We start from the raw sequence: 13,214 nt of genomic DNA on the forward strand, positions 1-13,214 counted from the left end.
TTGTCATCAGGGGTGGCAGGATCAGAAGAAGCCGAGGGGGTTGATGTCGTGGCTCACCAGCAGGTTCTTGGTGTTCTGGTAGTGATCCAGCATCATCTTGTGGGTCTCGCGGCCTATGCCTGACTTCTTGTAGCCGCCGAAGGCGGCGTGGGCCGGGTAGGCGTGGTAGCAGTTGACCCAGACCCGGCCAGCCTGGATGCCGCGCCCCATGCGCCAGGCCAGGTTGCTGTCCCGGGTCCAGAGACCCGCCCCCAGGCCATACTGGGTGTCGTTGGCGATGGCCAGGGCATCCGCCTCGTCCTTGAAGGTGGTGACCCCGAGGGCCGGCCCGAAGATCTCCTCCTGGAACACCCGCATCTTGTTCTGGCCCGAGAAGATGGTGGGCTGGATGTAGAAGCCCCCCTCAAGGCCGCTCACTTTGGCCGGGCCGCCGCCTATCAGCATCTTGGCCCCCTCGCCGCGGCCTATCTCCATGTAGCTCAGTATCTTGTCAAACTGCTCCCGGGACGCCTGGGCGCCCACCTGGGTGGCGGTGTCCAGGGGGTTGCCCTGCACTATGGTGCGGGCGCGGGCCAGCACCCTGTCCATGAAGTCGTCATAGATGCTGGCCTGCACCAGGGCGCGGGAGGGGCAGGTGCACACCTCCCCCTGGTTGAAGAAGGTCATCAGCATGCCTTCCACCGCCTTGTCGATGTAGTTGCTCTCGTGCTGCATCACGTCGGCGAAGTAGATGTTGGGGGACTTGCCGCCGAGCTCGACGGTGGAGGGGATCAGCTTGTCGGCGGCGCAGCGCAGTATATGGGCGCCGACTTCGGTCGAACCGGTAAAGGCCAGCTTCTGGATCCTGTCGCTGGTGGCCAGCGCCTGACCCGCCTCGGCGCCGAAGCCATTGACCACGTTGACCACGCCGGGAGGCAGTATGTCCTTGATGAGATCCATCATCAGCATGATGGTGACCGGGGTCTGCTCGGCGGGCTTGAGCACGCTGCAGCAGCCGGCCGCCAGCACGGGGGCCAGCTTCCAGGCTGCCATCAACAGCGGGAAGTTCCAGGGGATGATCTGGCCGACCACGCCTATGGGCTCCTTGAAGTGGTAGCTGACGGTGTGCTGATCCAGCTCGGCGGCCGAGCCCTCCTGGGCACGGATGCAGCCGGCGAAGTAGCGGAAATGATCCACCACCAGTGGCAGGTCGGCGGCCAGGGTCTCGCGCACCGCCTTGCCGTTCTCCCAGGTCTCGGCGACGGCGAGCACCTCTATGTTCTGCTCGATGCGATCGGCGATGCGCAGCAGCAGGTTGCTGCGCTCGGTGACGCTGGTCTTGCTCCAGCTGGCAAAGGCCTTGTGGGCGGCATCCAGCGCCAGCTCGATGTCGGCGGCGTCGGATCTGGCCACCTCGCAGAACACCCGGCCATCCACCGGCGAGACGTTCTCGAAATAGCGGCCAGCGCGGGGGGCCACCCAGTCGCCACCGATGAAGTTGTCGTAACGGGACTTGAAGCTGACCAGGGCGCCTGCCTGACCGGGAGCGGTGTAAATCATCTCATCATCCTTATGTGTGTGGTCCTGACCGGCCCGGGGCCGGTGACCAGCTGCTATCGCAAGGGCCGTGCCAGAGGGTCTGACCAGAGCGACGAAAGTTAATAAAACGTTATCAAACGGGATGCGGCGGCGTATCTTGATTAACCAGTGACCCCGGTCGTGGCGATGAGACTGTGCCGTTTCTGGACAGTGGTCGTGACACTGTGCCCTTTGTGAACAGGAGGCGTGATGAGCGAGTTACCCCAATCCAGCCCCGGCCCTATTCATGTTCTGTGTGAACAGGAGGCGTGATGAGCGAGTTACCTCAGTCAATTCCCAGTCCCAGTCCCAGCCCGATCCAGCGCTCCTGGCAACGTTGCCTGCATCAGGGCTTACTGCGCCAGCAGAGCGCCGAGCTGGATCTGCTGCCCCAGGGGGAGCTGTCGGCACGCCAGGAGCAGCACAGAACCCTTATCACCTGCTTCCAGCGCTTCGTGTTGCCGCTGTTTGCCCAGTTGCTGGCGGGCAGGCCCTGTCGCCTGCTGCTGTGTGACGGTGAGGGGGCCATTTTGGCCGCCAGCGGTGACGATGGCTTCGCCCGCCACGCCGAGCGGATCTTCTTGCGCAGCGGTGCCCGCTGGGGGGAGGCGAGCAAGGGCACCAATGCCATAGGCACAGCGCTCGCCGAGCAGAGCGAGGTGCAGGTGCTGGGGGCCCAGCACTTCTTCGCCCAGCACAGCTTCCTCAGTTGCAGCGCCTGCCCCCTGCTCGGGCCGGACGGGCAACTGCTCGGGGTGCTCGACATCTCCACCGATGCGGCCCACCACGACGGCGACATGCTGGGCACTGTGCGGCTCCTGGCGATGACCCTGGAAAACGCCCTGCTGGCGCGTCAGCCGGGCTGGCTGGTGGATCTGGAGCCCCAGAGTCTCTGGTCCGCCCGCCTGCTGCTGGGGGAGGGGGGCGAGCTGCTCGGGGCCAACCGGGCAGGACGGCTCTGGCTCGGCCAGCACCCGTTTGACGGCAAGCAGCTGCTGCGGGATCGCCGCGGCCTGCGGCTGGAGCCCGAACCTGTGGTGATTCAAACCGAAAACCAGCCCCAGCCAGCCGTTACCGCCGGGGTGCCCCTCAAGATGCTGAAGCGGGGCATCTCCCTGCTCATCGAGGGGGAGACCGGCAGCGGCAAGGAGCACCTGGTGCGTGCCCTGCACAGTCAGTCGAGCCGACGGGACAAGCCCCTGGTATGCGTCAACTGCGGCGCCCTGCCCGCCGAGCTGGTGGAGGCCGAGCTGTTTGGCTATGTGGGCGGGGCCTTCAGCGGCGCCCGCAGCCAGGGTAGCCAGGGTTATCTGCGCGCCGCCCACGGCGGCATCCTGATGCTGGACGAGATCGGCGAGCTGCCGCTCCCGGCCCAGACCCGGCTGCTGCGGGTGTTGCAGGAGCGCGCCGTCACCCCGGTCGGCAGCCACAGACCCGAGCCGGTGGACTTCTGGCTGGTCAGCGCCAGCCACCGGGATCTGGCGGCCATGGTGCAGGACGGTGGCTTTCGCGAAGATCTCTATTACCGCATCTGTGGCTGGCGCCAGCAGCTTGCGCCGCTGCGGGCCTGGCCCCAGGGCGAGCGCCTGGGGGTGATCCGGCGCCTGCTCTCGGAGATGGACCCGGCCCTGCAACTGACGCCGCAGGCGGAGCGGCAACTGCTGGCCCATCCCCTGCCCGGCAACGTGCGCCAGCTCAAGCAGGCGCTGGAGGTGGCCTGCGTGCTGGCGGAAGGGCAGGGCTGGATTGAACCCGCCCACCTGCATCTGCCCGAGGTGGCCGCCATGCCGGCTCCCCGGGGCGTCACCACCTTGCGCGAACAGAGCCGGCTGCGGGTGCAGCAGACCCTGACGGAGTGTGGCGGCAACGTGAGCGAGGCGGCGCGCCGCCTTGGCATCAGCCGCACCACCCTCTACCGGGCGCTGCGGGAAGAGGGATAGGGGTGTTGCCGCACCGCTTGCTTGTGTAGACTGGGGCTCTGCGATGATTTTTCTTTATTTTTCCATGGCATGGAGCGCTCAGTGGTGAAAGGAATGATGACATCGGGAACCCGTTTCCCCAGGAGCTGGCGTCCGCCTCTTGCGGTGCAATGCCGACAGGATTCAGCCCGGCGGATGGCAGGCGACGCCCTGCACGCGGGCTGAGCCGACCAATGCCCCGGCGCCCATGAGGGCGCGTGTAATAACCTTGGATCTGGATCAGCACGGTGCAGAATTACAAGGTGTAGAGTAAAAGCTCTTTTTCAGGTGTGATCGCTATGACCCCATCCTATTCCCGCGTGACCAATATGCTGTTCTGGAGCCTGCTGCTCGGCAGTCTGCTGGCCATCTTGGTGTTCGAGTTCGGGCCAGAGCGGCGGCTGGACATCCTGAGTCAGGCCAGCCTGGTCGCCAGGGCCCAGGATGATCGCGCCCATGGGGGCCAATCGGTCACCACGCTGATCCCTGGGGGCGACAAGCCCGCCATCGACTGCAAGCTGCGCGCGGGCCACAGCTCCCCCTTCTGTGAACTGATCCTGACCCTGTCAGCCCCCGAGTGGGGGCTGGATCTCTCCCACTTCAACGGCGTGCGGGTCAAGCTGAGGGCGGAGGGGAGCGAGCCGCAGAGCTGGCGCCTCTATCTGCGCAACTATGATCCCGCCTACTCGATAGCCGGAGACGAGATCTCCCACAAGTTCAACGAGGTGCTCTTTCGTCCCGACGATTACGGTCGCATCCAGGATGTCCCCCTCAAGGTGTTCGCCCCCAGCTCCTGGTGGGTGCAGCAGTACCGGATCCCGCTGGCGCAGCAGGGGGCGGATCTGCACCATGTCTATGCCATCGAGCTTGCCACCGACGACAGGATGCAGCCGGGGGACTACAGGTTGATCCTGGAAAAGCTGGAGTTCTATGGCCGCTGGGGCAAGCCGGGGGACTTCTACCGCCAGCTGCTGCTGGGCTGGCTGATATACGGAATACTGCTGTTTCTGACCCAGTACCTGCTGATGGGAGACAAGCTGCGCAAGGCTCGCGAGGCGCGGCTGGCGGCGGAGGCGCTCAGCCAGAGCCTGTCCGAGCAGTACCGCCGCACCGAGGAGGAGGCCCGCTACGATCCCCTGACCGGGGCCCTCAACCGGCTCGGTGGCGAGAAGCTCTTGAGCGAACTGGGGGAGATGCCGCTCTCCTTCATCTATATCGACATCGATCACTTCAAGGGGGTCAACGACACCCACGGTCACCCCATGGGGGACGAGGTGCTCAAGCACATGGTGAGCGAGCTGCTGCGCCATTGTGACAGCCTGTGCCGCCTGGTGCGCTGGGGAGGAGAGGAGTTCGTGCTGGTCTGCCTGCACCATGAGCAGGCGAGGGCAGAGCGGCTGGCCGAGCGGCTGAGGGGGGGGCTGGAGGCCTACAGGGACTGGCCCCTCGGGCTCAGGATCACCGCCTCCTTCGGGGTGGCGGAGCGGCGCGGGGACTCCCTTGAGCTGACCCTCAAGCGAGCGGACGAGGCGCTCTATCAGGCCAAGGAACGGGGGCGCAACCGGGTCGAGGTGGGCTAGGGCGCAGGCTTGCCAACCGACTAAGGGCCTTGCCTTCGCTAAGGTGATTGCGGCTGGAGCCCCGGCCTCCCAGCCGTTATGATGCGCGCCAGCCGGGGCGCGGGCCCCCCTCTTCAGTCAAGGAGTTTCCCATGTCCCAACACCTAGGTGCCCTGACCCTGCTGGTGGCCGACTACGATCAGGCCATTCGCTTTTTTACCGAGGGGCTCGGATTTGAGCTGCTGGAAGACACGCCCCTCGACGAGCCGGGCAAACCGGGCAAGCGCTGGGTGCGGGTCGCCCCGAAAGGTGCCCCAGGGTCGGCCCTGCTGCTGGCCCAGGCCGCCAATGCGCAGCAGCAGGCCGCCATCGGCCAGCAGGGGGGCGGCCGGGTCTTCCTGTTTCTCGAGACCGACGATTTCTGGGGTGACTACCAGCGCATGCAGGCCTACGGCGTGCATTTTTGTGAACAGCCCCGCCACGAGCCCTATGGCACTGTGGTGGTGTTCGAGGACATCAGTGGCAACCGCTGGGACCTGCTGCAACGCATTGCTGCCAACTGAATCTGAAAACGTTTATCATCCCGCCTGTCATAAAGTCATAAAAGTGTCACAGAAAGTTCTAATAATTGGCGCACCCATCTTCACAGAGGAGAGAGAAGGGATATGGCTAAGCGAATTCTGGTGGTCGAGGACGAGGCACCAATCCGCGAGATGCTCTGCTTCGTGCTCGAGCAAAAAGGATATGAGACGGTTGAGGCAGAAGATTATGCCGATGGACTGGCGAAGGTGCGTGAACCTTACCCCGAGCTCATCGTACTGGACTGGATGATGCCAGGCGGCAGTGGCATCCAGTTCATCAAGCAGCTCAAGCAGGACGAGGTGACCCGCCAGATCCCCGTGGTGATGCTGACCGCCCGTGGTGAGGAAGAGGACAAGGTGCGCGGCCTCGAGGCGGGCGCCGACGACTACATCACCAAGCCGTTCTCTCCCAAGGAGCTGACCGCCCGCTTGCATGCGGTGATGCGCCGGGTCTCCCCCACCTCGGTGGACGAGGTGATCGAGGTGCAGGGGCTCAAGCTGGACCCTGTCTCCCACAGGGTCAGCGCCGAGGAGAAGGCGCTGGACATGGGGCCGACCGAGTTCAAGCTGCTGCACTTCTTCATGACCCATCCCGAGCGGGTCTACAGCCGCGAGCAACTGCTCAACAACGTCTGGGGTACCAATGTGTATGTGGAAGACAGGACGGTGGACGTGCACATCCGTCGTCTGCGCAAGGCGATCGAAGAGACCGGGCACGACAGATTGATCCAGACGGTGCGTGGAGCCGGATACCGCTTCTCAACCCGTCTCTAGGGGATAACATGTTGCAACCTTACGCCTGGCGGCGACAGTTGTGGCGAATGGCGTTCTTCTACGCCCCCTTCGTCTTGGTAGGTTGGTTGATAGAACACCTCTCCCTCTGCCTGCTGGTGGCGACCGTGCTGCACCTGGGCTGGCACTACCGCTTCCAGAAGCGGCTGTCGGACTGGCTGTGGCACGATCGCAGCCTGGTGCCGCCCCATGGCAGCGGCAGTTGGGAATACATCTTCAATGGTATTTACAAGTTGCAGCAGCGCCACCGTGCCCGGCGCCGCGAGCTGGCGGGGCTCATCCGCCGGTTCCGGGAGGGGGCAGAGGCCCTGCCCGATGCCGCCGTGGTGTTTCGCACCGACGGCAGCATCCTCTGGTGCAACCGGCTGGCGGAGCAGTTGCTCGGTTTTCGCTGGCCCGAGGATGCCGGCCAGCACATCGGCAACCTCATCCGTCATCCCGGCTTCGTCGCCTACCTCGGCAAGGGGCAGTATGACGAGCCGTTCGAGATGAGCTCCCCCATCAACGAAGAGAAGTTTCTCGAGTTTCGCATCATGCCCTATGCCGAGGATCAGGCCATGCTGGTGGTGCGTGACGTGACCCGGCTGCGCAGCCTCGAGAAGACCCGCAAGCACTTCGTCTCCAACGTCTCCCACGAGCTGCGCACCCCGCTCACAGTGCTAAAGGGGTACCTGGAGATGACCGAGGAGCCGCCGCCCCCCGCCATGTGGGCCAAGGCGCACAGGGTGATGATGGAGCAGACCATTCGCATGGACAACCTGGTCAATCAGCTGCTCACCCTGTCGCGCATCGAGGCGGCCCCGACCGTGGATCTCTCCCATCTGGTGGACATGCCCGCCATGCTGGGGCTGCTGGAGCAGGAGGCGCGGGCCCTGTCGGGAGAGAGTGCCCATCAGATCGAGTTTCAGGTGCAGTCCAATCTGTTCGTGAAGGGGGACAGGGACCAGCTGCGCAGCGCCGTCTCCAACCTGGTCTACAACGCCATTCACTACACCCCGGCCGGTCGCAAGATCACGGTGGAGTGGCGCAAGCAGGGGGCCATGGCGCTCTTTGTGGTGCAGGACCAGGGGGAGGGGATAGCCCCGGAGCACCTGGCGCGGCTCACCGAGCGCTTCTATCGGGTCGACAAGGCGAGATCCCGCCACACCGGCGGCTCCGGCCTTGGCCTCGCCATCGTCAAGCATGCCCTGAGCCATCACGATGCCCAGCTCGAGATAGAGAGCCGGGTCGGCCAGGGCAGCCGTTTCAGCTTCCTCATTCCTGCCAGGATGGTGGTGGTAAAATAGTCTTTATTGACAAATGGTTAGCAATAAAAAAGGGGGCGGCGAGAGCGGCCCCCTTGGCATTTTTGCCGCGCTGGGCCCATGTCATCAAAGTGTCATATAAATTCCATAAATTTGTCACTGCCAGGTCAGATACTGGCGCCGTCTTAAGAACAGACCCAGCGTCACCTTGGGAAAGAGGGGACGGATAAAACTCAACAAGCTGACTGACGCAGTCAGCTTGATCACCGCAAGACAGTGTTAATCGGCGCCATGTATTGGCAATTGCCTTCTGTAACTTTGGAGAGATTGGATGAAACTCAACAAACTGGCTGGTGTAATCGGATTCACCGCAGCAACCCTGTTTTCTGTCAGCGCCCTGGCTGCCGGTGTGGATAAAGATCTGCCGGATTACACCCCGACCAGTGGCATCTCGGGCAACCTGTCCTCTGTGGGCTCGGACACCCTGGCCAACATGATGACCCTGTGGGCCGAAGAATTTAAGCGCGTCTACCCCAACGTCAACGTGCAGATCCAGGCCGCCGGCTCTTCCACTGCCCCGACCGCACTGACCGAGGGCGTCGCCCAGTTTGGCCCCATGAGCCGTGCCATGAAGGCCGGTGAAGAGGAAGCATTCGAGAAGCGCTACGGCTACAAGCCGACCGCCATCCGCGTCGCGGTCGATGCCCTGGCGGTGTTCGTGAACAAGGACAACCCCATCAAGGGGCTGACCATGGAGCAGGTTGACTCCGTCTTCTCCAGCACCCTCAAGTGCGGCGAAGCCAAGGCCGCCACCAAATGGTCCGATCTGGGTCTGGATGGCAACTGGTCCAGCAAGGACCTGCAACTGTTCGGTCGCAACTCGGTCTCCGGTACCTATGGCTACTTCAAGGAGCACGCCCTGTGCAACGGTGACTTCAAGAGCGGCGTGAACGAGCAGCCGGGCTCCGCCTCAGTGGTGCAATCCGTCTCCGCTTCCCTGAACGGCATAGGTTACTCCGGCATCGGCTACGTCACCTCGGGCGTGCGCGCCGTACCGCTCTCCAAGGATGGCAAGACCTTCGTTGAAGCGACCGCAGAGAACGCCTTGACCGGCAAATACCCGCTGTCGCGCTTCCTGTACGTTTACGTGAACAAGGCTCCGAACAAGCCGCTCTCCCCGATGGAGCAAGAGTTTGTGAAGATGATGCTCTCCAAGGCCGGTCAGACCATAGTGGCGAAGGATGGCTATGTGCCGGTTCCCGCCAAGATTGTTCAGGCCGACCTGAAGAAGCTGGGTATCATGTAATCCCGCTTTCGCACTCTATACAGACGAGCCTCCAAAACGAGCCCAAGCGGGCTCGTTTTTATTTTGGCGTTGCGGGATCTTTTTGGTCGCATGGGGTGGCGCCTGGCTTGCACCGGACGGCGGCATTCCCGAGAATAGGGCAACTTCACGGTAAAGGACCCTCTCATGCGTGCATCTTCCCTGTCCAAATTCGGCCTGGCGGCCTTGTGTAGCGCCCTGCTGGCCAGTTGTGCCCAGTCGCCGACCGGCCGCAGCCAGATGCTGCTCTTCTCCCCCCAGCAGATGAACCAGTTGGGTGCCGACTCCTTCGAGCAGATGAAGAAGCAGGAGAAGGTAAGCAAGGATGCCAAGGTGAATGCCTATGTCTCCTGCGTGGCCAAGGCGGTCACCGCCCAGGTGCCTGCCAGCTATGGCATCACCAGCTGGGAGGTGGTGGTGTTTGACTCCAAGGAGGTCAACGCCTTCGCCCTGCCCGGGGGCAAGATTGGCGTCTACAGCGGCCTGCTCAAAGTCGCCAAGAATCAGGATCAGCTCGCCACCGTCATCGGCCACGAGCTGACCCACGTGCTGGCACAACACTCCAACGAACGTCTCTCCCGGGATCAGCTGACCGGCATAGGGCTGGCGGTGGCCGATGCCGCCATCGGCAGCAGCCAGGGGGGCGGTGCCACCATGGCGGCGCTCGGGCTCGGGGTTCAGGTGGGGATCGCCCTGCCCTATGGCCGGGCTCAGGAGAGCGAGGCCGATAGGTTGGGGCTGGATCTGATGGCTCGCGCCGGCTTCAATCCGGCCGAGGCGATTCCCCTGTGGCAGAACATGAGTGCCGCCGCCGGGGGCAAGGCGCCGCCCCAGTTGCTCTCTACTCACCCGAGCGATGAGAACCGCATTACCGAGTTGCAGGCCCAACAGGCTCAGGCAGAGCCCCTGTATCGGCAGGCCCGTGCCGCTGGGTTGACTCCCCAGTGCAAGGCATAACACTGCGTCTGGCCCGTCCCGCCGATGCTGCCGCCATGACGGTGATGCAGCGGGCCAGCTGGCTGGCGGCCTATGGCGGCGTGCTCGGTGAGGATCTGCTGGCCCAGCTGGCGGTCACCGAGCATCTGCAGATCTGGCGCCGCCGGCTCGCCGAGCCGGCCCCCATCCCCATGCTGCTCTGCCAGGACGAGGTCGTCATCGGCCTGCTCTATTGGCACCCTGTCCACGAGGAGGGGCTGATGACGGCGCGCATCCGGGCGCTCTATCTGCACCCGGATCACTGGCGTCGGGGCCATGGCAAGCGGCTGTGGCAGGCGGTGGCGGTGCAGATGCGCCGGGCCGGTTGCGAGTGCGTCAGGCTATGGCTGCTCGATGGCAATCACATCGGCGAGGGGTTCTACCTGCGCCGCGGCTTCGTGTTTGACGGCCAGGAGCGCACCCTGACGAGCCTGGGACAACCCTGTCTGCAGCGGCAAATGTTCCGTTTGCTTTGAGCTGGCTCCCGTTTTTCGCCCATGGTCACTTTATTTTTTTTGCGAATTAATACAATGTGCCCCATCTGGACAGACTGAGGTGACCCGGTTCACCGGCAAGGGAGTGTGGCATGTATTACGGATTTGATATTGGTGGCACCAAGGTTGCCTTCGCGGTGTATGACGGTGGCCTGAACCTCTGTCACGAAGAGCGCATGAGCACTCCCGGCAATGATTACGAGGGGCTGTTGCAGCTGATCCTGACGCGGGTCGAGGCGGCGGACGCCCGCTTCGGCGCGAAAGGCGCCGTCGGCATCGGGTTTCCCGGCATCATCAATCGCCTGGATGGGAGCATAGTGGCGGCAAACCTGCCCGCCATTCACGGTCGTCATCTGGGCGCGGATCTGGCCGCACGACTGGCACGCACCGTCAGCGTCGACAACGACGCCAACTGCTTCCTCTGGTCCGAAGTGCACCAGGGGGCCGCCGCCGAGGCCGAGAGTGCGCTGGGGGTGACCATTGGCACCGGCATAGGTGGCGCCGTCTATCTGGCGGGCAAGCTCATCCAGGGCCGCAACTGGCTGGCGGGGGAGATAGGCCATTACCCGCTGCCGGCCACCATATTGATGAAGTATCCCGACCTGCCCCGTCCCCGCTGCGGCTGCGGCCGCCTGGTCTGTTTCGAAACCTATGCCTCGGGCACCGGCCTGGAGCGGCTCTATCACCACTTCAACGGCGAGCGCGCCAGTGGTCACCAGATAGTCGCCCGTGCCGAGGCCCGGGAACCCGCGGCGCTCTCGGCCATCGACTGCTGGCTGGAGATCCTGGCCGCCGGGCTCGCCACCGCCATCTCGGTGATAGACCCCGAGGTGGTTGTGCTGGGGGGTGGCCTCAGCGGGCTGCCCGCCCTGTATGAAGAGCTGCCCAAGCGTCTGCCCGGCCACCTGCTGCCCGGCGTCGCCCTGCCGGCTATCCGCCAGGCCCGCTTCGGCGGCGCCGGTGGCGTGCGTGGCGCCGCCCTGCTGAATTTATGAGATCAGGCACTGGGTCTGATCTCCCCGGATAAGGAGTCATCATGACCCGTCTTGAAATCTGCATCGACAACCTGGAATCCCTGTTCACCGCCCAGCAAGCCGGGGCGGATCGCATCGAGCTCTGCTCTGCGCTGGGGCTGGGCGGTCTCACCCCCTCCTATGGTTTCATGCAGCAGGTGGCGCGCCACGCCACCATTCCCGTCTACGCCATGATCCGCCCCCGTGCCGGGGATTTCTGCTTCAGTGCCGCCGAGTTCGAACTCATGTTGCTGGACATCGCCGCGGCCCGGGCAGCAGGCTTGCAAGGTGTGGTGGTGGGTCTGCTGGACGAGGGGGGCAGGGTGCCTGCCGCCCAGTTGCAACAACTGGTCGAGGCGGCCGGCCCCCTGGGGGTCACCTTCCATCGCGCCATCGATCTCAGCTCCAACTGGCGCGCCGATCTGGAGACCATAGTGGCGGCCGGCTGTGAGCGTATCCTGAGCTCCGGCCATGCCCCGACCGCCCTGGCGGGTCTGGAGACACTGCAGGCGATGCAACAGACCCTGGCGGGCCGCGCCAGCCTGATGCCAGGCGCCGGGGTCAATGCGGACAACGTGCGCACCATACTCGAGTTCACCGGGGTGAGCGAAGTACACATGTCCGGCATGGGCTGGCGCGGTGGCATGGTGCCCCACGGAGTGAACATGGGTACTTCGGACGATGGCCGGGTCAATATCACCGACGGCGCCAAGGTGGCAGCGGTGCGGGCCCTGCTGGATCGCGCCTGAGTCAGGGTGTGACCGGGCGGCATGGTGCCCCACGGCGTCAACATGGGCACTTCGGACGATGGCCGGGTCAATATCACAGACGGCGCCAAAGTTGCCGCGGTGCGGGCCCTGCTGGATCGCGCCTGAGTCAGCCTGTGGTTGTCGTCGCCTCTCCCTTCTCCCCTTGCGGGAGAAGGGCCGGGGATGAGGGGGATGTGAAGTCTCTCCCACAGGCGGGGAAATCAGGACGGCAGCCGGCAGCACCTCGCCAAAAAGTCTGATATTATCTCGACTCTTTTACTCTCAGGACCCGGAGCAACATCTCAATGTCCCAATACGACTCTATCGAACAGAAGGCCAGCTATGGCATCGGCCGCAACATGGGTGATCAGCTGGCGCAGCAAGCCTTCGCCGGTCTGGATATCCCTGCCCTGCAACAAGGTCTGGCAGATGCCCTGAATGGCCTGGAGTTCGCGGTCAGCCGTGACGATATCAATGATGCCTTCCAGGTCATCACCGCCCGCATGCAGGAAGAGCAGGAAGCCGTTGCCAAGGCCGCCGCCGCCGATGGCGAAGCCTTCCTGGCCGACAACGCCAAGCGTGCCGACGTGAAAGTGACCGACTCCGGTCTGCAATACGAAGTCATGGTAGAAGGCAAGGGCGCCGTGCCGGTGGCCGGTCAGTCCGTGCGCGTGCACTACCACGGTACCTTCACCCACGGTGGCGTGTTCGACAGCTCGGTCGCCCGCGGCCAGCCTGCCGAGTTCCCGGTCACTGGCGTCATCGCCGGTTGGGTGGAAGCGCTGCAGATGATGCCGGTTGGCTCCAAGTGGAAGCTCTACATTCCGCAGGATCTGGCCTACGGTGCCCGTGGCGCCGGCTCCATCCCGCCCTACTCCGCACTGGTATTCGAAGTGGAGCTGCTGGACATCCTGTGATCCGGCTGGTGTGATGCAAACGGCGACCCCTGGGTCGCCGTTTGTTTTTGC

The 13,214-nt window shown here is 64.0% G+C and carries 13 protein-coding genes; 12 read left to right on the forward strand and 1 reads right to left on the reverse strand.

From position 1 onward, the window contains the following. Positions 1 to 21: 21 nt before the first annotated feature. On the reverse strand, positions 22 to 1,539 hold the full coding sequence (gene exaC / locus G4923_RS08490; protein ID WP_163136569.1) for an acetaldehyde dehydrogenase ExaC: 1,518 nt from the start codon (positions 1,537 to 1,539) through the stop codon (positions 22 to 24). Positions 1,540 to 1,829: 290 nt separating this feature from the next. Here exaC and G4923_RS08495 point away from each other — a divergent pair, with 290 nt between their 5' ends. From G4923_RS08495 to G4923_RS08550, 12 genes are all read left to right on the forward strand, one after another. After that, a complete protein-coding gene (locus G4923_RS08495; protein WP_163136570.1) occupies positions 1,830 to 3,497 on the forward strand; it encodes a sigma-54-dependent Fis family transcriptional regulator in 1,668 nt (555 codons plus the stop codon). Between the two features lie 317 nt (positions 3,498 to 3,814). Continuing rightward, a complete protein-coding gene (locus G4923_RS08500) occupies positions 3,815 to 5,095 on the forward strand; it encodes a GGDEF domain-containing protein (protein ID WP_163136572.1) in 1,281 nt (426 codons plus the stop codon). Between the two features lie 131 nt (positions 5,096 to 5,226). After that, positions 5,227 to 5,637 carry a VOC family protein gene (locus G4923_RS08505; protein ID WP_139744974.1) on the forward strand — a complete coding sequence of 137 codons (411 nt, stop codon included), beginning with the start codon at positions 5,227 to 5,229 and terminating at the stop codon, positions 5,635 to 5,637. A gap of 102 nt (positions 5,638 to 5,739) precedes the next feature. After that, positions 5,740 to 6,429 (forward strand): phosphate regulon transcriptional regulator PhoB, encoded by a 690-nt coding sequence (gene phoB, locus G4923_RS08510; RefSeq protein WP_041206225.1) that lies wholly within the window; start codon positions 5,740 to 5,742, stop codon positions 6,427 to 6,429. 8 nt (positions 6,430 to 6,437) lie between these two features. Continuing rightward, complete coding sequence (gene phoR / locus G4923_RS08515) at positions 6,438 to 7,733, forward strand: phosphate regulon sensor histidine kinase PhoR (RefSeq protein ID WP_106886121.1); 1,296 nt, start codon at positions 6,438 to 6,440, stop codon at positions 7,731 to 7,733. 289 nt (positions 7,734 to 8,022) lie between these two features. Next, on the forward strand, positions 8,023 to 8,997 hold the full coding sequence (locus tag G4923_RS08520; RefSeq protein ID WP_025327848.1) for a PstS family phosphate ABC transporter substrate-binding protein: 975 nt from the start codon (positions 8,023 to 8,025) through the stop codon (positions 8,995 to 8,997). A 165-nt stretch (positions 8,998 to 9,162) separates the two neighbouring features. Beyond that, complete coding sequence (locus G4923_RS08525; protein ID WP_042648620.1) at positions 9,163 to 9,972, forward strand: M48 family metallopeptidase; 810 nt, start codon at positions 9,163 to 9,165, stop codon at positions 9,970 to 9,972. Then, complete coding sequence (locus G4923_RS08530; RefSeq protein WP_163136575.1) at positions 9,960 to 10,466, forward strand: GNAT family N-acetyltransferase; 507 nt, start codon at positions 9,960 to 9,962, stop codon at positions 10,464 to 10,466. Before G4923_RS08525 ends, G4923_RS08530 begins: the two co-directional genes overlap by 13 nt. 110 nt (positions 10,467 to 10,576) lie before the next feature. Then, a complete protein-coding gene (locus G4923_RS08535) occupies positions 10,577 to 11,479 on the forward strand; it encodes an ROK family protein (protein WP_163136577.1) in 903 nt (300 codons plus the stop codon). Positions 11,480 to 11,520: 41 nt separating this feature from the next. Beyond that, complete coding sequence (locus G4923_RS08540) at positions 11,521 to 12,246, forward strand: copper homeostasis protein CutC (RefSeq protein WP_025327844.1); 726 nt, start codon at positions 11,521 to 11,523, stop codon at positions 12,244 to 12,246. Between the two features lie 21 nt (positions 12,247 to 12,267). Further along, a complete protein-coding gene (locus G4923_RS08545; RefSeq protein WP_080973328.1) occupies positions 12,268 to 12,372 on the forward strand; it encodes a copper homeostasis protein CutC in 105 nt (34 codons plus the stop codon). Between the two features lie 179 nt (positions 12,373 to 12,551). After that, on the forward strand, positions 12,552 to 13,163 hold the full coding sequence (locus G4923_RS08550; protein ID WP_139744978.1) for a BamJ family beta-barrel-assembly machinery protein: 612 nt from the start codon (positions 12,552 to 12,554) through the stop codon (positions 13,161 to 13,163). The last annotated feature ends 51 nt before the right edge of the window (positions 13,164 to 13,214 follow it).

Origin of the sequence: Aeromonas rivipollensis, assembly GCF_010974825.1 — a bacterium.
Taxonomy (GTDB): Bacteria; Pseudomonadota; Gammaproteobacteria; order Enterobacterales; family Aeromonadaceae; genus Aeromonas; species Aeromonas rivipollensis.

Coding starts and splice junctions, on each gene's coding strand:
- phoB (WP_041206225.1), top strand. CDS start 5,740: ATGGCTAAGCGAATTCTGGTGGTCGAGGACGAGGCACCAATCCGCGAG.
- G4923_RS08520 (WP_025327848.1), top strand. CDS start 8,023: ATGAAACTCAACAAACTGGCTGGTGTAATCGGATTCACCGCAGCAACC.
- G4923_RS08535 (WP_163136577.1), top strand. CDS start 10,577: ATGTATTACGGATTTGATATTGGTGGCACCAAGGTTGCCTTCGCGGTG.
- G4923_RS08495 (WP_163136570.1), top strand. CDS start 1,830: ATGAGCGAGTTACCTCAGTCAATTCCCAGTCCCAGTCCCAGCCCGATC.
- G4923_RS08550 (WP_139744978.1), top strand. CDS start 12,552: ATGTCCCAATACGACTCTATCGAACAGAAGGCCAGCTATGGCATCGGC.
- G4923_RS08500 (WP_163136572.1), top strand. CDS start 3,815: ATGACCCCATCCTATTCCCGCGTGACCAATATGCTGTTCTGGAGCCTG.
- phoR (WP_106886121.1), top strand. CDS start 6,438: ATGTTGCAACCTTACGCCTGGCGGCGACAGTTGTGGCGAATGGCGTTC.
- G4923_RS08525 (WP_042648620.1), top strand. CDS start 9,163: ATGCGTGCATCTTCCCTGTCCAAATTCGGCCTGGCGGCCTTGTGTAGC.
- G4923_RS08545 (WP_080973328.1), top strand. CDS start 12,268: ATGGTGCCCCACGGCGTCAACATGGGCACTTCGGACGATGGCCGGGTC.
- exaC (WP_163136569.1), bottom strand. CDS start 1,539: ATGATTTACACCGCTCCCGGTCAGGCAGGCGCCCTGGTCAGCTTCAAG.
- G4923_RS08540 (WP_025327844.1), top strand. CDS start 11,521: ATGACCCGTCTTGAAATCTGCATCGACAACCTGGAATCCCTGTTCACC.
- G4923_RS08505 (WP_139744974.1), top strand. CDS start 5,227: ATGTCCCAACACCTAGGTGCCCTGACCCTGCTGGTGGCCGACTACGAT.